18 protein-coding genes and 2 tRNA genes are annotated in these 19,308 nt (G+C 65.1%); 15 read left to right on the forward strand and 5 right to left on the reverse strand.

Features of this window, described 5'->3' with window-relative positions; all coding sequences use genetic code 11:
* Window positions 1-52: 52 nt before the first annotated feature.
* Window positions 53-2,473 (reverse strand): ATP-dependent helicase, encoded by a 2,421-nt coding sequence (locus tag D2N39_RS17200; RefSeq protein ID WP_119136100.1) that lies wholly within the window; start codon window positions 2,471-2,473, stop codon window positions 53-55.
* Window positions 2,474-2,692: 219 nt separating this feature from the next.
* Between D2N39_RS17200 and D2N39_RS17205 the strand changes: the two genes are divergently transcribed.
* Window positions 2,693-6,133 carry a pyruvate carboxylase gene (locus tag D2N39_RS17205; RefSeq protein WP_119136011.1) on the forward strand — a complete coding sequence of 1,147 codons (3,441 nt, stop codon included), beginning with the start codon at window positions 2,693-2,695 and terminating at the stop codon, window positions 6,131-6,133.
* Window positions 6,134-6,196: 63 nt separating this feature from the next.
* Here the strand turns inward: D2N39_RS17205 and D2N39_RS17210 are convergent, their stop codons facing one another.
* A complete protein-coding gene (locus D2N39_RS17210; protein ID WP_054302236.1) occupies window positions 6,197-6,397 on the reverse strand; it encodes a CsbD family protein in 201 nt (66 codons plus the stop codon).
* Window positions 6,398-6,588: 191 nt separating this feature from the next.
* Between D2N39_RS17210 and D2N39_RS17215 the strand changes: the two genes are divergently transcribed.
* From D2N39_RS17215 to D2N39_RS17235, 5 genes are all read left to right on the forward strand, one after another.
* Window positions 6,589-6,663: transfer RNA gene (locus D2N39_RS17215), tRNA-Gly, on the forward strand.
* Between the two features lie 19 nt (window positions 6,664-6,682).
* Window positions 6,683-6,757 (forward strand) — tRNA-Gly (locus tag D2N39_RS17220).
* A gap of 131 nt (window positions 6,758-6,888) precedes the next feature.
* Window positions 6,889-7,476: an imidazoleglycerol-phosphate dehydratase HisB gene (hisB, locus tag D2N39_RS17225; RefSeq protein WP_119136012.1), complete on the forward strand. Its 588-nt coding sequence runs from the start codon at window positions 6,889-6,891 to the stop codon at window positions 7,474-7,476.
* Window positions 7,477-7,560: 84 nt separating this feature from the next.
* Window positions 7,561-8,199, forward strand: a complete 639-nt coding sequence (gene hisH, locus D2N39_RS17230; RefSeq protein ID WP_119136013.1) for an imidazole glycerol phosphate synthase subunit HisH — start codon at window positions 7,561-7,563, stop codon at window positions 8,197-8,199.
* Complete coding sequence (locus tag D2N39_RS17235) at window positions 8,196-9,110, forward strand: glutaminase (protein ID WP_119136014.1); 915 nt, start codon at window positions 8,196-8,198, stop codon at window positions 9,108-9,110. Before hisH ends, D2N39_RS17235 begins: the two co-directional genes overlap by 4 nt.
* Here D2N39_RS17235 and D2N39_RS17240 read toward each other — a convergent pair.
* Entirely contained in the window at window positions 9,107-9,955 is an 849-nt protein-coding gene (locus D2N39_RS17240; protein WP_119136101.1) for a DMT family transporter, read from the reverse strand. The two genes, D2N39_RS17235 and D2N39_RS17240, sit on opposite strands and share 4 nt — an antisense overlap.
* 64 nt (window positions 9,956-10,019) lie before the next feature.
* On the reverse strand, window positions 10,020-10,403 hold the full coding sequence (locus tag D2N39_RS17245) for a DUF2147 domain-containing protein (RefSeq protein WP_119136015.1): 384 nt from the start codon (window positions 10,401-10,403) through the stop codon (window positions 10,020-10,022).
* 148 nt (window positions 10,404-10,551) lie between these two features.
* On the opposite strand from D2N39_RS17245, the gene hisA reads away from it, so the two are divergent.
* The 3 genes from hisA (at window position 10,552) to D2N39_RS17260 (ending at window position 12,442) form a co-directional block, all read left to right on the forward strand.
* Complete coding sequence (gene hisA, locus D2N39_RS17250) at window positions 10,552-11,271, forward strand: 1-(5-phosphoribosyl)-5-[(5-phosphoribosylamino)methylideneamino]imidazole-4-carboxamide isomerase (protein ID WP_119136016.1); 720 nt, start codon at window positions 10,552-10,554, stop codon at window positions 11,269-11,271.
* Window positions 11,272-11,372: 101 nt separating this feature from the next.
* Window positions 11,373-12,134 (forward strand): imidazole glycerol phosphate synthase subunit HisF, encoded by a 762-nt coding sequence (gene hisF, locus D2N39_RS17255; protein WP_119136017.1) that lies wholly within the window; start codon window positions 11,373-11,375, stop codon window positions 12,132-12,134.
* A complete protein-coding gene (locus D2N39_RS17260; protein ID WP_119136018.1) occupies window positions 12,131-12,442 on the forward strand; it encodes a phosphoribosyl-ATP diphosphatase in 312 nt (103 codons plus the stop codon). The genes hisF and D2N39_RS17260 overlap by 4 nt, the downstream gene beginning before the upstream one ends.
* A gap of 3 nt (window positions 12,443-12,445) precedes the next feature.
* Here D2N39_RS17260 and D2N39_RS17265 read toward each other — a convergent pair whose 3' ends face one another.
* Window positions 12,446-13,513: an RluA family pseudouridine synthase gene (locus D2N39_RS17265; RefSeq protein WP_119136019.1), complete on the reverse strand. Its 1,068-nt coding sequence runs from the start codon at window positions 13,511-13,513 to the stop codon at window positions 12,446-12,448.
* On the opposite strand from D2N39_RS17265, the gene D2N39_RS17270 reads away from it, so the two are divergent.
* The 6 genes from D2N39_RS17270 to D2N39_RS17295 all read left to right on the forward strand — a co-directional run bounded on the left by D2N39_RS17270 (window position 13,512) and on the right by D2N39_RS17295 (window position 19,266).
* Complete coding sequence (locus tag D2N39_RS17270; RefSeq protein WP_119136020.1) at window positions 13,512-13,817, forward strand: DUF6476 family protein; 306 nt, start codon at window positions 13,512-13,514, stop codon at window positions 13,815-13,817. The two genes, D2N39_RS17265 and D2N39_RS17270, sit on opposite strands and share 2 nt — an antisense overlap.
* 87 nt (window positions 13,818-13,904) lie before the next feature.
* Window positions 13,905-15,356, forward strand: coding sequence for an amidase (locus tag D2N39_RS17275; RefSeq protein ID WP_119136021.1), 1,452 nt, complete (start codon window positions 13,905-13,907; stop codon window positions 15,354-15,356).
* 72 nt (window positions 15,357-15,428) lie between these two features.
* Window positions 15,429-16,493: an ABC transporter ATP-binding protein gene (locus D2N39_RS17280; RefSeq protein ID WP_119136022.1), complete on the forward strand. Its 1,065-nt coding sequence runs from the start codon at window positions 15,429-15,431 to the stop codon at window positions 16,491-16,493.
* A gap of 3 nt (window positions 16,494-16,496) precedes the next feature.
* Window positions 16,497-17,405 carry an ABC transporter permease gene (locus D2N39_RS17285; protein ID WP_407645597.1) on the forward strand — a complete coding sequence of 303 codons (909 nt, stop codon included), beginning with the start codon at window positions 16,497-16,499 and terminating at the stop codon, window positions 17,403-17,405.
* Window positions 17,398-18,201: an ABC transporter permease gene (locus D2N39_RS17290; protein WP_119136023.1), complete on the forward strand. Its 804-nt coding sequence runs from the start codon at window positions 17,398-17,400 to the stop codon at window positions 18,199-18,201. Before D2N39_RS17285 ends, D2N39_RS17290 begins: the two co-directional genes overlap by 8 nt.
* Window positions 18,202-18,240: 39 nt before the next feature.
* Window positions 18,241-19,266 carry an ABC transporter substrate-binding protein gene (locus D2N39_RS17295; RefSeq protein ID WP_119136024.1) on the forward strand — a complete coding sequence of 342 codons (1,026 nt, stop codon included), beginning with the start codon at window positions 18,241-18,243 and terminating at the stop codon, window positions 19,264-19,266.
* The last annotated feature ends 42 nt before the right edge of the window (window positions 19,267-19,308 follow it).

Raw genomic sequence — 19,308 nt, forward strand, 5'->3', positions numbered from 1 at the left:
CCTCGGCCTGCGGCCTCACCCCCTGAGGATATTTAGACCAAGATGAAAAGCGTCAGAACGGCAGGTCGCCCGCCTCATGCGCGGGCGAGATGAAGCCCGCGACCACCTTCTTGGTGCCGGCCTTGTCAAAGGCAACCTCCAGCTTGTCGCCCTCGATGCCGATGACGCTGCCATAGCCGAATTTCTGATGGAACACGCGGTCTTGCAAGGCGTAGGCCGAGACCGCATGAAGGTCGATGGTCATGTTCCGGCTTTCGCGCGGCTGTGCGACGGGGCGCTGGCCGGCGCGATCTTGCAGACGTTTCCAGCCCGGCGAGTTGTAGACATCGGCCCGCGTCGCGCGCTCTTCGATCCGCGAGCCGCCGAAGGCGGGCGCCGCCGCGCCAAAGCCACCGCCGTAAAGGCCCGGCGGGGTCAGCACCTCGACATGGGCGCCGGGCAGTTCGTCGATGAAGCGCGAAGGCAACTGGCTTTGCCACTGACCATAGACCCTGCGATTGGCGGCAAAGCTGACGGTGCAGAGCCGTTCCGCGCGGGTAATCCCGACATAAGCCAGACGGCGCTCCTCCTCCAACCCCTTCTGGCCGCTTTCATCCATGCTGCGCTGACTGGGGAAAAGTCCGTCCTCCCATCCCGGCAGATAGACCACCGGGAATTCCAGCCCCTTGGCGGCGTGCAGCGTCATGATGGTGACCTTTTCCGCCGCCTCTTCGGTTTCATTGTCCATGATCAGCGCGACATGTTCCAGAAAGCCTTGCAGGCTGTCGAACTGTTCCAGCGCCTTCACCAGTTCCTTGAGGTTTTCCAGACGACCCGGCGCTTCGGGTGTCTTGTCGTTCTGCCACATCGAGACATAGCCGGATTCTTCAAGAATCACCTCGGCCAGCCGCACATGCACATGATCGCGCGCGGGCGCGGTTTCGGGCAGCAGGGGTTCGATCACCGCGTCGGCGATTTCGGGGCGGCTGTTCACCACGGTATCGTGCCAGCGGTCCACCCCATCGACGAAGGCACGCAACTGCCCGGCACCCTTGCCGCCGATCCCGCCGCGCGCCAGCAATTCGCGCGCGCCTTCCAGCAGGCTGACACCGTTTTCGCGGGCCGCGCGTTGGATTTCCTGTTGCGCCTTGTCACCGAGGCCGCGTTTGGGGGTGTTCACCACACGCTCGAACGCCAGATCGTCGTCGGGGCTGACGGCGAGGCGGAAGTAGGCCATGGCATCACGAATTTCGAGCCGTTCATAGAATCGCGGGCCGCCGATGACGCGATAGGGCAGCCCGATGGTGAGGAAACGGTCTTCGAAGGCGCGCATCTGGTGGCTGGCGCGCACCAGGATCGCCTGATCGTTCAACCCGAAAGGCCCGAGCCCGCGCGAGCCGCGTTGCAGCGCCTCGATCTCGTCGCCGATCCAGCGTGCCTCTTCCTCGCCGTCCCAATGGCCGATCAGGCGCAGCTTCTCGCCCCCCTCGGCTTCGGTCCAGAGCGTCTTGCCAAGACGCCCGGCATTGGCGGCAATCACACCCGAGGCTGCGGCAAGGATATGTTCGGTAGAGCGGTAGTTCTGTTCCAGCCGGATCACCTGCGCGCCCGGAAAATCCTTTTCAAACCGCAGGATATTGCCCACCTCGGCACCGCGCCAGCCGTAGATCGACTGGTCGTCGTCACCCACGCAACAGATGTTGCGATGGCCCTGCGCCAGCAAACGCAGCCACAAATACTGCGCGACGTTGGTATCCTGATATTCGTCGACAAGGATATAGCGGAACCAGCGCTGGTATTGTGTCAGGATGTCGGCATGGGCCTGAAAGATGGTGACGCAATGCAACAACAGATCGCCGAAATCGCAGGCGTTCAGACTGCGCAGGCGCGCCTGATACTGGTCATAAAGCTCGGTCCCGCGATTGTTGAACCCGGCGGCTTCGGACGAAGGCACCTTTTCCGGCGTCCAGGCGCGGTTTTTCCAGTGGTCGATCAGCCCGGCCAACTGCCGCGCGGGCCAGCGCTTTTCGTCCATATTGGCGGCAACGATCAGCTGTTTGAGCAGGCGAAGCTGGTCGTCGGTATCCAGAATGGTGAAGTTGGATTTCAGCCCCACAAGCTCGGCATGGCGGCGCAGGATCTTCACGCTGACGGAATGGAAGGTGCCCATCCAGGGCATACCCTCGACCTGCCCCAGCATCCGGCCCACGCGCTCCTTCATCTCGCGCGCGGCCTTGTTGGTGAAGGTCACCGCCAGAATCTCATTTGGCCGCGCCTTGCCGGTGGCCAGCAGATGCACGATGCGCGAGGTCAGCGCCTTGGTCTTGCCAGTGCCCGCCCCTGCCAGCATCAGGACCGGCCCGTCCAGCGCCAGCACGGCTGCCCGCTGTGCGGGATTCAGATCGTCCAGATAGGGCGCTGGCCGCGCCGCCATGGCACGCTGCGACAGGGGAATGGCGGCTTCGAAAGCCTCTGAATCATCATATCCGCTCATATCCGCAAGATAGACGCGCGGGTCGGCCTTGGGAAGCCTGTGTTCCATCAATGTTCCGCCAATTCTGCATATTCAAGAATCTTTGCGCCCGAAAGTTTGCAATTGCAAAGTGTCCCTGAATATTTCGCAAAACTTTGCATTGACGTCGGTTCCTGCCCTTGCGCTGCACCGCAGCACCCCTAAAGTGACCCAGCCGTGCAGAGCTTCGGGGAGGAACAGATGACCGAATTTCGCAAGATCCTGATCGCCAACCGAGGCGAAATCGCGATTCGCGTGATGCGCGCCGCGAATGAAATGGGCAAGAAGACGGTCGCCGTCTATGCCGAAGAGGACAAGCTGTCTCTGCACCGCTTCAAGGCCGACGAGGCCTATCTGATCGGTCAGGGCATGTCGCCGGTGAGCGCTTACCTGAGCATCCCCGAGATCATCCGCGTAGCCAAGCTTGCGGGTGCCGATGCCATTCACCCCGGCTACGGGCTTCTGTCGGAAAACCCCGATTTCGTCGAGGCCTGCGAGGCGAACGGCATAACCTTCATCGGTCCGCGCGCCGAAACCATGCGCGCCCTTGGCGACAAGGCCAGCGCCCGTCGCGTGGCCGTCGCCGCCGGTGTGCCGGTCATCCCCGCGACCGAGGTTCTGGGCAATGACTTCGACGCGATCCGCAAGGAAGCGGCAGAGATCGGCTTTCCGCTGATGCTGAAAGCCTCCTGGGGTGGTGGCGGACGCGGCATGCGGCCGATCCTGAACGCCGAGGAACTGGAAACCAAGGTGCTGGAAGGCCGCCGCGAGGCAGAAGCCGCCTTTGGCAATGGCGAGGGCTATCTGGAAAAGATGATCCAGCGCGCCCGTCATGTCGAGGTGCAGATCCTCGGCGACAAGCATGGCGAGATCTACCACCTTTATGAACGCGACTGCACCGTGCAGCGCCGCAACCAGAAGGTCGTCGAACGCGCCCCCGCCCCCTATCTGACGGATGAACAGCGCGCCGAGATCTGTGAGCTGGGCCGCAAGATCTGTGCCCATGTGAATTACGAATGCGCCGGCACCGTCGAATTCCTGATGGATATGGATGAGAGCAAGTTCTACTTCATCGAAGTGAACCCCCGCGTGCAGGTGGAACATACCGTCACCGAAGAGGTGACCGGCATTGACATCGTGCAGGCGCAGATCCTGATCGCCGAAGGCAAGACGCTGGCCGAAGCCACCGGGGTTGCCAGTCAGGATGGCGTGCGGCTGAACGGCCACGCCCTGCAATGCCGGGTGACCACCGAAGACCCGCAGAACAACTTCATCCCCGATTACGGCCGCATCACCGCGTACCGCAGCGCCACCGGCAACGGCATCCGTCTGGACGGCGGCACCGCCTATGCGGGTTCGGTCGTGACACGCTATTACGATTCGCTGCTGGTGAAGGTGACCGCCCATGCCCAGACGCCCGACAAGGCGATTCACCGGATGGACCGCGCCCTGCGCGAATTCCGTATCCGGGGTGTCAGCACGAATATCGAATTCGTCATCAACCTGCTGAAACACCCGGTCTTCCTGAACGACACCTATACCACCAAGTTCATCGACACCACGCCCGAGCTGTTCCAGTTCCGCAAGCGCCGCGACCGCGCGACCAAGATCCTGACCTATATCGCCGACATCACGGTGAACGGACATCCCGAAACGGCAGGCCGCCCGAAACCGCCGGCCGAGGTGAAAACGCCCAAGGCCCCCGCCCCGTGCGCCGAGCCTGCGATGGGCACCCGCAACCTGCTGGAACAGAAGGGCCCGCAGGCCGTGGCGGACTGGATGCGCGCCCAGACCAAGGTGCTGATCACCGACACCACCATGCGCGACGGGCACCAGAGCCTTCTGGCCACCCGCATGCGCTCCATCGACATGATCCGCGTGGCACCCAGCTATGCCGCCAACCTGCCGCAGCTTTTCAGCGTGGAATGCTGGGGCGGGGCCACCTTCGACGTGGCTTACCGCTTCTTGCAGGAATGCCCGTGGCAGCGGTTGCGCGACCTGCGCGCCGCCATGCCGAACCTGATGACGCAAATGCTGCTGCGCGCCTCCAACGGCGTGGGCTACACCAACTATCCCGACAATGTCGTGCAGGCTTTCGTCAAACAGTCGGCCGAGACCGGGGTGGATGTGTTCCGCGTGTTCGACAGCCTGAACTGGGTCGAGAACATGCGCGTCGCCATGGATGCGGTGATCGAGGCGAACAAGGTCTGTGAAGGCACGATCTGCTATACCGGCGATCTGCTGGACCCGGCGCGCGCCAAATATGACCTGAAATACTATGTCGGCATGGCGAAGGAACTGAAGGCCGCAGGCGCGCATGTGCTGGGCCTGAAGGATATGGCGGGTCTTTTGAAGCCCGCCGCCGCCCGCGTTCTGGTCAAGACGCTGAAGCAGGAGGTCGGCCTGCCGGTCCACTTCCACACCCACGACACCAGCGGCGCCGCGGCCGCGACCATCCTCGCCGCCTGCGATGCGGGTGTGGATGCGGTGGATGCGGCGATGGATGCCTTCTCGGGCGGCACCTCGCAGCCCTGCCTTGGCTCCATCGTCGAGGCGCTGCGCCATACCGAACGCGACACCGGGCTGGACATCGGCGCGATCCGCGACATCTCGAACTACTGGGAGCATGTGCGCGCCCAATATGCCGCCTTTGAAAGCGGCCTCGCCGCGCCCGCATCCGAGGTCTATCTGCACGAAATGCCCGGCGGCCAGTTCACCAACCTCAAGGCGCAGGCCCGCAGTCTGGGGCTGGAGGAACGCTGGCCCGAGGTGGCGCAGGCCTATGCCGATGCCAACCAGATGTTCGGCGACATCGTGAAGGTCACGCCCTCGTCCAAGGTGGTGGGCGACATGGCGCTGATGATGGTGGCACAGGGCCTGTCGCGCAGTCAGGTCGAAGACCCTGCCGTTGATGTGGCTTTCCCCGATTCGGTCGTGGACATGATGAAGGGCAATCTGGGTCAACCGCATGGCGGCTGGCCCGCGGGCATCCAGAAGAAGGTTCTGAAGGGCGAAAAGCCGCAGACCGCGCGCCCCGGCCTTGGCATGGCGCCCGTGGATCTGGAAGAGACGCGGGCCACACTTTCGGCCGAGCTGAACGGATTCACCGTCGATGACGAGGATCTGAACGGCTATCTGATGTATCCGAAGGTCTTTCTGGATTACATGGGCCGCCACCGGCTTTACGGCCCGGTCCGCACCCTGCCGACCCAGACCTTCTTCTACGGCATGCAACCCGGAGACGAGATCACCGCCGAGATCGACCCCGGCAAGACGCTGGAAATCCGTCTGCAAGCCGTGGGCGAAACCGGCGAGGATGGCGAGGCGAAGGTGTTCTTCGAACTGAACGGCCAGCCCCGCGTGATCCGGGTGCCGAACCGCGCGGTGAAGGCCAAAACCGCCGCCAAACCCAAGGCCGACAGCGCCAACGCCAATCACATCGGTGCGCCGATGCCCGGCTCCATCGCTTCGGTTGCAGTGACGGCGGGCCAGAAGGTGCGGGCGGGCGATCTGCTGCTGACCATCGAGGCGATGAAGATGGAAACCGGCCTGCATGCCGACCGCGAGGCCACGGTGAAGGCGATCCACGTCACGCCCGGCAGCCAGATCGACGCCAAGGATCTGCTGATCGAACTAGAATGACAAAGGGGGCCGAAAGGCCCCCTTTTCCGTTCCGGCCGTGATGCAGCCAGATCAGGCCCGGTCTCAGGCCCTGTCATCGAAGAAGCGGTTCACTTCCTTCTCGGCCTCTTCCTTCGACCGGCCATAGCGTTCCTGCACAAGCCCGGCCAGCTTGTCCTTGTGGCCTTCGATCCGGTCCAGCTCGTCATCGGTGAGCTTGCCCCACATGATCTTGGCCTCGCCCTTCAGCTGCTTCCACTTGCCGGCAATCTGGTCGCTGTTCATGGTGCATTCCTTTCGGGTTTCGCGCGGCGGCATCCATCGTCGCCGCTGTGCCAGAACAACCCCCGCCCCCCGCGTCCGGTTCCCGCGAACCGCCACCTTGCTGCCCGCGCAGAAAATTTTCTGCCCCCCGCGTTTTTCCCCTTGCGCCCCCCGCGCCCCCGGACTAAATCCGCCTCCACCGAACCGGCAGCGCGGGCGTAGCTCAGGGGTAGAGCATAACCTTGCCAAGGTTAGGGTCGTGAGTTCGAATCTCATCGCCCGCTCCAGTTCGGAACCGATTGTTGCGCGGGCGTAGCTCAGGGGTAGAGCATAACCTTGCCAAGGTTAGGGTCGTGAGTTCGAATCTCATCGCCCGCTCCAATCGAAAAACAGGCCGCCTTCGGGCGGCCTTTTTCGTTTTCCTTGCCCTGCCGTCTTGGGCCACCCGGAATCCCTTCCCCCATGCCCGCCCCCGTCCTATAAGGCCCCCGAAGCAAACGCCGGAGAGCCCCATGCGCAAGGCCGAAGTCACCCGCAGCACCTCGGAAACCGAGATCGCCCTGTCCATCAACCTCGACGGGACGGGCCGCTACGACATGCAGTCGGGTGTCGGGTTCTTCGATCACATGATGGATCAGCTTTCGCGCCATTCGCTGATCGACATGACCCTGCGCGCCAAGGGCGACCTGCATATCGACGACCATCACACGGTTGAAGATACCGGCATCGCGCTGGGTCAGGCGCTGGTGAAGGCGCTGGGCGACAAGAAGGGCATCCGCCGATACGGCGAATGCAGCCTGCCGATGGATGACGCGCATGTGCATTGCGCGCTGGATCTCTCGGGCCGCCCCTTCCTCGTCTGGAACGTCACCTTCCCCAGCCAGAAGATCGGCACCTTCGACACTGAACTGGTGCGCGAGTTCTTTCAGGCGCTGGCCACGCATGGCGGCATCACCCTGCACATCGACATGCGCCATGGCGTGAACAGCCATCACATCGCCGAAGCCGCCTTCAAGGCCGTGGCCCGTGCCCTGCGCATGGCAGTGGAGACTGATCCGCGCAAGGCCGACGAGATACCCTCGACCAAGGGCAAGCTCTGACCGCCTGGTCATTTTCTGTCTTCAAATATCCCCGCCGGAGGCTCCCGCCGCCTCCGCCCGCGCCACAGCCGGAAAGGAAGCGCCATGCTCACCGTCCTCGTCGATTACGACAGCGGCAACCTGCATTCCGCCGAAAAGGCGTTTCAGCGCATGGCGGCGGAAACCGGCGCGGGCGAGGTCATCGTGACCTCGCGCCCCGAGGATGTGGCCCGCGCCGACCGGATCGTCCTGCCGGGCGACGGCGCCTTCCCGGCCTGCCGCCGCGCCCTCGGCGATCATGGCGGCCTCTTTGAGGCGATTGCCGAGGCAGTGCGCGTAAAGGGCCGCCCCTTCATGGGCATCTGCGTCGGCATGCAGATGATGGCGACCTGGGGTCGCGAATACGAGGACACCCCCGGTTTCGACTGGATCGGCGGCGAGGTCACCCGCATCACCCCGGCCGACCCGCATCTGAAAGTGCCGCATATGGGCTGGAACGATCTGGTGATCGACCATCCGCATCCGGTGCTCGACGGTATCGCCACCGGCGATCACGCCTATTTCGTGCACAGCTACGCCTTCCGCGTGGCGAACCCGGCGGAGCGTCTGGCCCATGTCGATTACGCGGGCGACATCACCGCCATCATCGGCGCGGGCACCATGGTCGGCACCCAGTTCCACCCCGAGAAATCGCAGGCCGTGGGTCTGCGCATCATCGGCAACTTCCTGCGTTGGGCGCCATGAGCGATCTGGGCGCCATCCTCGACCGGATCGGCGCCGAAATGGCGGCGGCCCCCGACCGGGGCCGCGTCGCCGATTACATCCCCGAGCTTGCCCGCATCTCGGATCGTCACTTCGCCATGGCGGTCTGCACTGCCGACGGGCAGACCTTCATCACCGGCGAAGCTGACACGCCCTTCTCCATCCAGTCGGTCAGCAAGGTCTTTACCCTTGCCATCGCGCTTGGCCGTCTGGGCGACCAACTCTGGACCCGCGTCGGGCGCGAGCCTTCGGGACTGGCGTTCAATTCCATGGTCCAGTTGGAATATGAACGCGGCATCCCGCGCAATCCCTTCATCAACGCGGGCGCCCTTGTCGTGACCGATGCGATCCTTGCCGGTCACAAGCCGCGGGAATTGCTGGGGGAAATCCTGCGCTTCCTGCGCGAGGCAGCGGGCGAGGATGACATCCACATCAACAAGGCCGTAGCGGCTTCGGAACAGGCGACCGGGCACCGCAATCTGGCGCTGGCGCATTTCATGGCGGCACATGGCAATCTGCTGCACGCGCCAGACCTGACCTGCGGCACCTATTTCCACCAATGCGCCATCGAGATGTCGGCCCGGCAGCTTGCCCTTGCCGGGCGCTTCCTGATCGGCGCGCCGGACCTGCCGCGTATGCTGGCGCCCGGTCGCACCCGGCGCATCAACGCGCTGATGATGACCTGCGGCCATTACGACGGCTCGGGCGAATTCGCCTATCGCGTGGGCCTGCCCGGCAAATCCGGCGTGGGCGGCGGGATTCTGGTGATCGCGCCCGGTCGCGCCTCGATCGCGGTCTGGTCGCCGGGGCTGAACGCACAGGGCAATTCGCAGCTTGGCACACTGGCGGTGGAGCGGCTGGCGCGGGCGACCGGCTGGTCGGTGTTCGGCTAGCCCCGCTTCGCCACCGCCCAAAGCCCCAGCGCGATCAACGCGAACCCGGCGAAATGCTGCGGACCCAACCGCGTGCCCAGCACCAGCGCCCCCAAAGCCGCCGCGCTGACCGGGATCAGGAAGGTCACCAGCATCAGGTTCACCGCCCCGGCCGTCACCAGCAGCCGGAAATAGAGCGCATAGGCCAGCGCAGTGGACAGAACCCCGATCCCCACCACCGCCGCCCAGACCTGCGCGGGCGGCATCGCCAGCCGCCAGGGCGCATCCACCGCCAGCCAGACCGGCAACAGGATCACCGTCGCCGCCGTCACCTGCCCGAAGGCCGCCTGCAAGGGGGGCACACCCATCTCGCGGAACCGCCGCCCCCACAGCCCGGCGAAAGCGTAGCTCAGCGCCGCCGCCAGACAGGCGATCATCGCAGGCAGCGCCCCCGCCCCGCCCCCGGCCATCACTGCCACCCCCGCGATCCCCGCCGCCACACCGCCCAGTCGCCGCGCCGTCAGCGGCTCGGCCCCGGCCAGATGGGCGACAACGACACCCCACAGCGGGGTCGTGGCATTCAGAATGGCGGCCAAGGCTCCGCTGATCTCGCCCTGCGCGAAGGCGAACAGGCAGAAGGGCACCACATTGTTCAGAAAGCCCATGACGGCCAGCGCCCGCCACACCGCCCAGCCCTGCGGCAACCGCCCGCGCAGCATCACCGCCAGCGCCAGCGCGCCCAGCGCCACCCGACCCCAGACTACCGAAAACGGCGGCAGCCCGGTCAGCGCGATTTCGACAAAGAAGAAAGACCCGCCCCACAGCACCGAAAGCGCAATCAGGCGAGCCCAGTCATCGGATTTCATGCCAAACTCCATGGTCTGGCCCGATGTCGCAGCACCGGGCCGCACAGGGCGACCCGGTTCCTGCTCATTTCACGCGCTTCCAGTCCTGCGACTTGCACAGAAGCCCGCCCGCCACGCACCCGGCCAGCTTCATCGCATTGCCCGAGACGTTCATCTTGCCCGAATAGACCTTGTTGTTCGACGGCCGCCAGACCTGGCCCTCGTATTTGCCGCCACCGACCGGCACCATGTCGATGACGATCTTCTTGCCGATATTCTCGGATTTGTATTCGGCGCCATCCTTGAAGGTCCGGCTGATCTTGCCGCAGAAGGCGCTGCCGCAAGGCGCGATGGTAACATGGGCATAGGCCCCGTCATCCACCTGCGTCTGCCACACCCCTTCCACCGGATCGGCAGATGCCGCACCGGCCAGCCCGACAAGGGCCGCCGCCAAAAGATAAGTCCGCATGGGTTCCTCCTCCCCTTCGATCCCGCGATCATCGGCCCGGCACCACGATTCCCGCAAGCGTGACGCTACGGCCCCCGCTTCGCCCTTGCCGTCACGTCGCCCGCATGCCAAACCGCGCGCGACCCGCATCCCGCATACGGAGCCCGCCATGATCCTCTATCCCGCGATCGACCTGAAAGACGGCCAATGCGTGCGCCTCCTGCGCGGCGAGATGTCGGCGGCAACCGTGTTCGGCGACGATCCGGCGGCGCAGGCCGCGAAGTTCGAGGCCGCGGGCTGTGAATGGCTGCACCTCGTCGATCTGAACGGCGCCTTCGCCGGTCAGCCGGTCAATGCGGCGGCGGTGGAGGCGATCCTCGCCCGCTGCACCGTGCCCGCGCAGCTTGGCGGCGGCATCCGCGATATGGCAACCATCGGCATGTGGCTGGAAAAGGGCCTGTCGCGCGTCATCCTCGGCACCGTGGCGGTGGAAAACCCCGCGCTGGTGCGCGAGGCCGCCCGCGCCTTCCCCGGTCAGGTCGCGGTTGGCATCGACGCCCGCAAGGGCTTTGTCGCCACCAAGGGCTGGGCTGAAGAAACTGACGTGCAGGCGACCGACCTCGCCCGCAGCTTTGAAGACGCCGGTGTCGCCGCCATCATCTACACCGACATCGACCGCGACGGTGCCATGCAGGGCCCGAATATCGAAGCAACCGAGGCCCTCGCGCGGGCCGTCACCATCCCCGTCATCGCCTCGGGCGGCGTCTCGCGCATGGAAGACCTGATCGCGCTGCGCGACACCGGCGTCATCGCCGGCGCCATCTCGGGCCGCGCGCTTTATGATGGCGCCATCGACCTCGCCACCGCCCTCCTTGCCCTGAAAGCCTGATGATTTTCTGTCCGAAAATATCCTCGGGGGGTGAGGCCGCAGGCCGAGGGGGGCAGACAGCCCCCCTTCCCACATCCCCCGCCCCGCGCTAAGGTCCGGCCATGCTGAAAACCCGCATCATCCCCTGCCTCGACGTGGCCGATGGCCGCGTGGTGAAAGGCGTGAATTTCGTCAACCTGATCGACGCAGGCGACCCGGTCGAGGCCGCGCGTGCCTATGACGCGGCGGGCGCGGACGAGCTTTGCTTCCTTGACATCCATGCCACGCATGAAAACCGCGGCACGATGTTCGATCTGGTCACCCGCACGGCCGAACAATGCTTCATCCCGCTGACCGTGGGCGGCGGCGTGCGCAGCCATGCGGATGTGCGGGCACTTCTGCTGGCGGGCGCCGACAAGGTGTCATTCAACTCCGCCGCCGTGGCCAACCCGGATGTGGTCGCCGAGGCGGCCGATCGGTTCGGCAGCCAGTGCATCGTCGTCGCCATCGACGCCAAGACCGTCGAGCTAGGGCGGTGGGAGATTTTCACCCATGGCGGGCGCAAATCCACCGGCATCGACGCGGTGGAATTTGCCCGCACGGTCGAGGCAAAAGGCGCGGGCGAGATCCTGCTGACCTCGATGGACCGCGACGGTACCAAGGGCGGCTACAACCTGCCGCTGACCCGCGCCATCGCCGATGCGGTGAAGGTGCCGGTCATCGCCTCGGGCGGCGTCGGCAACTTGGACCATCTGGTCGAGGGCGTCACCAAAGGCGGCGCCAGCGCGGTGCTGGCTGCCTCGATCTTCCACTTCGGCGAATATACCATCGGCGAGGCCAAGGCCCATATGGCCGCCGCCGGTATCCCGGTGAGACTGACATGAGCACGCTGCACGATCTTGCCGCCACCATCCTCTCCCGCAAGGGGGCTGACCCCGAAAGCTCGTGGACGGCGAATCTGTTCGCCAAAGGCCCCGAGAAATGCGCCGAGAAATTCGGCGAAGAGGCGGTGGAGGCCATCATCGAAGCGGTGAAGGGTGACCGCGCCAAGCTGACCGCCGAGGCGGCGGATGTGCTTTATCACCTGCTGGTCATGCTTGCCGCCCGCGACGTCACACTCGCGGATGTGGAGGCTGAACTGGCCCGGCGCGAGGGCACCTCGGGCATCGCCGAGAAGGCCGCGCGCGGGTAAGGGTTACGTCCCCGCCCCGCGCAGCGCCGCGACCAGCACGCCCATATCCTCGGGCAGCGGCGCCTCGAACTGCAATTCCTCGCCCGTCACCGGATGGATGAACCCCAGCGTCGCCGCGTGCAGCGCCTGACGCGGGAAGGCATTGGCCAGATCGGCAGCCGCCTCGCCCACCGCCTTGGCCGCCACCCGGCGCTTGCCGCCATAGGTCTGGTCGCCGATGAGGCCATGCCCGGCATGGGCCATATGCACACGGATCTGATGGGTCCGCCCGGTTTCCAGCCAGCATTCCACCAGGCTCGCCGCCTCGGGCGTGCCGTAGGATTCCAGCACCCGGACGCGGGTCACCGCATGGCGGCCCTCGTTCCAGACCACCGCCTGCCGCTGCCGGTCGGTGCGGTGACGGGCCAGATGGGTAGCGATGCGCAGGATACCGCCGGATTCGAAGCTGACGCCCCGCACCCCGCGCAAGCGAGGATCGGCGGCGGAAGGCGCGCCGTTCACCACGGCAAGGTAATGGCGGTTCACCGTATGCTTTTCAAACTGCGCAGCCAGCCCGTGATGCGCCCGGTCGCTTTTGGCGACAACCAGCAGACCCGAGGTATCCTTGTCGATCCGGTGCACGATGCCGGGGCGGCGCGCGCCCCCCACACCCGACAGTGTATCGCCGCAATGATGCAGCAGCGCATTGACCAGCGTGCCGCTGTAAGACCCCGGCGCGGGGTGGACCACCATCCCGACCGGCTTGTTGATCACGATCAGGTCAGCATCTTCCCATATCACCTCCAGCGGGATGTCCTCGGGCAGTGTATCCGCCTCGGCCACACGCCCCACGGCAAGGTCATAGGCCTCGCCCTCGGCCACCTTCGTCTTGGGATCGGTCACCGCCACGCCGTCGCGCGTGACATCGCCCGCCGCGATCATCTTCATCAGCCGCGAGCGCGACAGGGCGGCTTCCTCTGGCACCTCGCGCGCCAGTGCCTTATCCAGACGGTCAGGCGGGTTTTCCCCGATCACCACACGCAGCAGCCCGCCTTCGGGCGCGTCATCGTCATCTTCAAGGGGCCGGGACATGGATGATACCTCGGATAAGCTGGAACTGCCGCCCAGCCTGCGCTGGCTGAAATGGCTGGTGACGGCGCTGACCGTTACCCTGATCCTCGGCGTCATAACCATCGTCGGCCTGCTTGTCACCCGCCTGCCGCTGGGCGTGACCCCGGTGGCCGACTTTCCGGCGAGCCTCGTCCTGCCCGAAGGCGCCACGCCCGAGGCGATCACGCGCGGCCCCGGCTGGATCGGCGTTGTCACGACCGACGGGCGGATGTTCGTCTTTGCGCCCGACGGGGCGCTGAGACAGGAAATCACGATCCCCCGCTAAGGCAAAACCGACGCAAGCCCGTCGCCACGGGCATTGCCCCCCCGCCTGTCGCTGGTCCAGCATGATTGAAAACGACGGGGAGTAGACATGCTGGAAACCTTTGGCGCACAGGATGCCACCGATCTGGCCGCGCTGGTGGCGCGGCGCGAGGTCAGCCCGCAGGAATTGCTGGATGCCTCGGTCGCCGCTTCGGCGGCGCTGAACCCGAAGCTGAACGCCGTGGTGCTGCCGCAGATCGAGGTGGCCGAACACCACATCGCCGGGGGCCTGCCACGCGGCCCTTTCACCGGCGTTCCGTTCCTTCTGAAGGATCTTGGTTGCGAGGCGGTGGAGTTTCCCTCGCACAACGGCTCGCGCCTGCTGGCCGATACACGCTATGATCGCGACAGCGCGATCTATGCCCGCATCCGCGCGACAGGCGTGGTGACCTGGGGCCGCACCACCAGCCCCGAGGGCGGCGTGGGCGCCGCGACCGAATCCGCCGTTTACGGCGGGCCGACGCGCAACCCGTGGAACCTTGACCATACCTCGGGCGGCTCGTCCGGCGGGGCCGGGGCGGCAGTGGCGGCGGGGATCGTGCCCTTTGCGCATGGGTCGGACGGCGGTGGATCGGTGCGCATCCCGGCCTCCTCCTGCGGGCTGTTCGGGTTCAAGCCGACGCGGGCGCGGCTGCCCGACGGCCCCTATGCGGGCGAGGGCTGGGCCGGCATGGCGATCGACGGCTTCCTGACCCATTCGGTGCGCGACACCGCGCGGATGCTGGACGCCTGCGCCGGGCCGGACCTTGGCGCGCCCTATCACGCGCCGCCGCTGGCGCGCAGCCATGCCGATGCGATCAGCCGCCCACCGCGCCGGTTGCGGGTGATGCTGGTGAACACCACCTTTACCGGCACAGCGATTCACCCCGAGGTGCGCGAGGCGGTGCTTGCCGCCGCGCGCCTGCTGGAAAGCCTTGGCCATGAGGTGACGCCGGGCCTGCCCGCCGCCGATGTGCCGATGATGATGCGGGCATGGACCGACATCGTGGGTGTCGGCACCGCTTTGGGCATCGTCAAGGCGCTGAAAGGGCGCCCCCTGACCCCCGATCTGGTCGAGGGCGTCGGCCGCGGCGCGGTGGCCCATGCCGAAACACTGCACCCCACCCGCTATCTGGAGGCGGTAGGCCAGATTCACGCCTTCGGGCGGCAGATGGCTGCGGTCTTCGACCCCGAAACCGGACCTGGGTTTGACATCATCCTGTCCGCCACGCTGGCCGAGCCGCCTGCGAAGGTGGGCCGCTTCGCCCATGGCACCGAGGATTACGTCGGCTACCGCACCGGCCCCGGTGGCATCTTCGATTACTCGCCCTTCTGCGCAGTGTTCAACGCCTCGGGCCAGCCCGCGGCCTCGGTCCCGCTGGGCATGACGAAGGGCGGATTGCCCGTCGGCATCCATCTGGCGGCCCGTTTCGGCGCCGACGAGGAACTGATCGCTTTGTGTGCAGAAGTCGAAAAAGCAGCCCCTTGGTCAGGAAGAAAGCCCAAACTGCGGGCAAAATAGCTTGCGCCACGGGGATAACCCGGAAAATATGATCAAAATCCATAACGGAATCGGCAACAGGGGGCCAATCCAGTGACGGAATATGCGATCGAGGCCCGCAACGCGGTCAAGGCGTTCGGGCAAGGCGATGTGGCGGTCAGGGCGCTGGACGACGTTTCCATCCAGATCAGAAAGGGAGAATTCTTCACCCTGCTTGGCCCCTCGGGCTGCGGCAAGACCACGCTTCTGCGGCTGATCGCCGGGTTTGAAACGCCGACCTCGGGGCAAATCCTGCTCGACGGGCAGGACATCACCGCCCTGCCCCCGAACCGACGCCCGGTGAACACGGTATTTCAAAGCTATGCGCTGTTTCCGCATCTGACGGTAGCGCAGAACGTGGCCTTCGGGCTTCAGATGCTGGGCCGCCCCAAAGCGGAAGTCGATCAGACGGTCGAGCGCATGCTGGCGCTGGTGAAGCTGGAGCCGATGGCCGGGCGCAAGACCTCGCAGCTTTCGGGCGGGCAGCAACAGCGCGTGGCACTGGCCCGCGCACTGGCCCCCACACCGAAGGTTCTGCTGCTGGACGAACCGCTTTCAGCGCTGGACTTGAAGCTGCGCAAGGAAATGCAGGTCGAACTCAAGCGCCTGCAAACCGAGACCGGCATCACCTTCGTCTTCGTCACCCACGATCAGGAAGAAGCCCTGACCATGAGTGACCGTATCGGGGTGATGAGCGCGGGCAAGCTGCAACAGGTGGGCGCCCCGCGCGAGATCTATACGACCCCGGTCAACCGCTTCGTCGCGAGCTTCATCGGCGAGACGAATTTCCTGCCCGCCGTGCTGGGCGCAACCGAGGCGGTGCTGGGCAGCGGCGACGCGCTGGCGCTGAACGCGGGCGGCAAGACCGGCCCGGCGACGCTTGCCGTGCGCCCCGAACAGGTGCGCATCGTGTCGGCGGGCGAGCCGGGCAGCCTGCCCGCCACCATCACCGGCTGGGTCTATTTCGGCACGGATACCCATGTGCACCTTGCACTGCGCGACGGAACCGAGGTGGTGGCCCGCCTGCAAAGCGAGGCGACCGGCGACAGCGCCCTGACAAAGGGCGCGGCGGTAGGCCTGCGCTTCACCGATGGCGCGCTACAGATCCTGGGGGACTGAGCCATGAGCATGGAAAGCGAGGCCCGTTCCCGTCAGACCCGCCGCGCATGGGCACTTTCCGCCCCGGCGCTGTTCCTGCTGTTCCTTGCGGCCGCCGGGCCGCTGATGATCGTGCTGGTCTATTCCTTTCTGCTGCCGGGCAAATACGGCAATGTGGAATGGGGCTTCAGCCTCGATGGCTGGCGCGGCATCCTTTACACGCGCGATATTTTCGACGGCACGCTGAAACTCGCCGATGCGCATCTGACGATCTTCTGGCGGTCGGTGAAACTGTCGCTGCTGACCACGATCATCACCTTCGCCGTGGGCTTCCCGACGGCGTGGTTCATCGCCACCCGCGCCCCAAAAGCACGGGCGCTGTGGCTGTTCCTGATCACCATTCCTTTCTGGACCAACCTGCTGATCCGCACCTTCGCCATCAACGAGGTGCTGCGTAACGAGGGCATCATCAACACCGTGCTGACAAGAGCGGGGCTGATCGACGCACCGATCCGCATGATCAACACCGATTTCGCGGTGCTGGTGGGCATGGCCTATGTCTATCTGCCGCTGATGGTGCTGCCGCTCTTCGCCGCGATCGACCGTTTCGACATGCGGCTGCTGGAAGCGGGATACGACCTTTACGCCAGCCGTCTGGCCGTGCTGCGCCGGGTGATCCTGCCCATCGTGAAACCGGGGATCGTGGCGGGCTCGATCCTCGTCTTTGTGCCCTCGCTGGGGGCCTATGTGACGCCTCGGGTGCTGGGTGGCGGCAAGAACATGATGATCGGCAATTTCATCGAACTGCAATTCGGTCAGGGTCGCAACTGGCCGCTGGGCGCCGCGCTATCGATGGCGCTTCTGATGATCGTCATGGTGGCGCTGCTGGTCTATGTGCGCGCTGCGACGAAGGGGAGCAACCCGCATGGCTGACCGCAACTTTTCGGCCACCCGCATTCCGGGCTTCGCCGCCATCGCCATCGCCGCCTTCGTGATCCTGTATCTGCCGATCTTCACGCTGGTCATCTATGCCTTCAACGCGGGCCAAAGCATCGCGGTATGGGAAGGCGTGTCGCTGCACTGGTTCGCCCGCGCCTGGGACAACGAGGCGGTGAAATCCGCCACGCTGCGGTCGCTGGTCATCGCGGTTTCCGCCTCGGCCATCGCCACCAGCGTCGCCACCATGGCCGCCCTTGGCACGACCCGCCGCCCGAATTTCCGGGGGCAGACCTTCATCTATGTGATGATCAACCAGCCGCTGATGGTGCCGGAAATCGTGACGGCCGTGGCACTGCTGATTTTCTTCGGCGTGGTCAAGCAGGCGACCGGCTATCAGGGTCTGGGCTATCTGATCCTTGCCCATACCGCCTTCTGCATCCCCTTCGCCTATCTGCCGATCCGCGCCCGTCTGGAGGGGATGGACCTCAGCCTTGAAACCGCTGCGGCCGATCTTTACGCCTCCGACTGGCAGACCTTCCGTTATGTCACCCTGCCGTTGCTGTTTCCCGGCATCATCGCAGGGGCAATGCTGGCCTTCGTCATCAGCCTTGACGATGTGGTCATCACCGAATTCGTCAAGGCAGGCGGGCAGGACACGCTGCCGACCTATATGCTCGGCCAAATGCGCCGCGCCATTACCCCCGAGGTGAACGCGATTTCCACCGGGCTGCTTGCGCTGACCGTGGTTCTTCTGACAGCGTTCTTCCTGCTGACCCGCAAGAAGGGCTGAAGCCCCGTCCATAACCAGAAACCGACAAGGAGAGACGACATGAAGAAACTGCTATCCGCCACCGCGATGCTGCTGGCAAGCGCGAGCCTTGCGCAGGCCGCGGGCGAACTGCAACTGTTCAACTGGGGCAATTACACCAGCCCCGAGCTGCTGGAGAAATTCGAGAAAGAGACCGGCATCAAGGTCACCGTCACCGATTACGACAGCAATGACACCGCGCTGGCCAAGGTCGAGGCCGGCGGTCACGGCTTCGATCTGGTGGTGCCCTCGGCCAACTATGTGCAGATCTGGGTCGAAAAGGGCCTGATCACCGAACTGGACCGTTCGAAACTGGCCAATATCGGCAATATCGCGCCCGAATGGGTGAATGTGCCGTGGGACGAGGGCCGCAAGTTCACCGTGCCGTGGCAATGGGGTTCGACCGGCGTGGCCGTCAATACCTCTGTCTATGATGGCGATGTGAATACCTCGGCCATCTTCCTCGACGTGCCGGATGCGCTGAAGGGCAAGATCAACGTCGTGCCCGAGATGAACGACGTGGTGAACCTTGCCATCATGTATTACGGCGGCGAGGCCTGCACCGAGGATACCGAGGTGCTGAAAAAGGTGCGCGACGGCCTGCTGGCCGCCAAGCCTGACTGGATTTCCATGGATTACGGCGCGACCGAGAAGCTGTCGAACAACGACTGGGCGGCCAGCGTGAACTGGAACGGCTCCACCATGCGGGCGCGTCTGGCCAATCCGGCGGTGAAATACGGCTATCCGAAGGAAGGCTATCCGTTGTGGATGGATTCGGTCGGCCTGCTGAAGGACGCCAAGAACGTCGAAGAAGCCTACAAGTTTCTGGATTTCATCCTGATGCCGGAGAATGCGGCGCTGATCTCGGCCTTCGCGCGCTATGCCAATGGCGTCGCCGGGTCGGAAGCCTTCATGCCGGATGACATGAAGGACGCGCCCGAGGTGGTGATCCCCGAGGAATTCAAGGCATCGGGCCACTTCCTGCCCACCTGCTCGCCCAAGGCGCAGGAATACATGACCGCAATCTGGACCGAGCTTCAGAAGTAAGCGCAGGCTTCGATGTCAGGGCGGGGGGCTGTCTGCCCCCCG

Source organism: Gemmobacter lutimaris (assembly GCF_003570715.1).
Taxonomy (GTDB): domain Bacteria; phylum Pseudomonadota; class Alphaproteobacteria; order Rhodobacterales; family Rhodobacteraceae; genus Gemmobacter; species Gemmobacter lutimaris.

Bases quoted from the DNA above. Each gene is read 5' to 3' on its own strand.
- D2N39_RS17200 (WP_119136100.1), bottom strand. From the start codon at position 2,473: ATGAGCGGATATGATGATTCAGAGGCTTTCGAAGCCGCCATTCCCCTG.
- D2N39_RS17205 (WP_119136011.1), top strand. From the start codon at position 2,693: ATGACCGAATTTCGCAAGATCCTGATCGCCAACCGAGGCGAAATCGCG.
- D2N39_RS17210 (WP_054302236.1), bottom strand. From the start codon at position 6,397: ATGAACAGCGACCAGATTGCCGGCAAGTGGAAGCAGCTGAAGGGCGAG.
- hisB (WP_119136012.1), top strand. From the start codon at position 6,889: ATGCGCAAGGCCGAAGTCACCCGCAGCACCTCGGAAACCGAGATCGCC.
- hisH (WP_119136013.1), top strand. From the start codon at position 7,561: ATGCTCACCGTCCTCGTCGATTACGACAGCGGCAACCTGCATTCCGCC.
- D2N39_RS17235 (WP_119136014.1), top strand. From the start codon at position 8,196: ATGAGCGATCTGGGCGCCATCCTCGACCGGATCGGCGCCGAAATGGCG.
- D2N39_RS17240 (WP_119136101.1), bottom strand. From the start codon at position 9,955: ATGAAATCCGATGACTGGGCTCGCCTGATTGCGCTTTCGGTGCTGTGG.
- D2N39_RS17245 (WP_119136015.1), bottom strand. From the start codon at position 10,403: ATGCGGACTTATCTTTTGGCGGCGGCCCTTGTCGGGCTGGCCGGTGCG.
- hisA (WP_119136016.1), top strand. From the start codon at position 10,552: ATGATCCTCTATCCCGCGATCGACCTGAAAGACGGCCAATGCGTGCGC.
- hisF (WP_119136017.1), top strand. From the start codon at position 11,373: ATGCTGAAAACCCGCATCATCCCCTGCCTCGACGTGGCCGATGGCCGC.
- D2N39_RS17260 (WP_119136018.1), top strand. From the start codon at position 12,131: ATGAGCACGCTGCACGATCTTGCCGCCACCATCCTCTCCCGCAAGGGG.
- D2N39_RS17270 (WP_119136020.1), top strand. From the start codon at position 13,512: ATGGATGATACCTCGGATAAGCTGGAACTGCCGCCCAGCCTGCGCTGG.
- D2N39_RS17265 (WP_119136019.1), bottom strand. From the start codon at position 13,513: ATGTCCCGGCCCCTTGAAGATGACGATGACGCGCCCGAAGGCGGGCTG.
- D2N39_RS17275 (WP_119136021.1), top strand. From the start codon at position 13,905: ATGCTGGAAACCTTTGGCGCACAGGATGCCACCGATCTGGCCGCGCTG.
- D2N39_RS17285 (WP_407645597.1), top strand. From the start codon at position 16,497: ATGAGCATGGAAAGCGAGGCCCGTTCCCGTCAGACCCGCCGCGCATGG.
- D2N39_RS17290 (WP_119136023.1), top strand. From the start codon at position 17,398: ATGGCTGACCGCAACTTTTCGGCCACCCGCATTCCGGGCTTCGCCGCC.
- D2N39_RS17295 (WP_119136024.1), top strand. From the start codon at position 18,241: ATGAAGAAACTGCTATCCGCCACCGCGATGCTGCTGGCAAGCGCGAGC.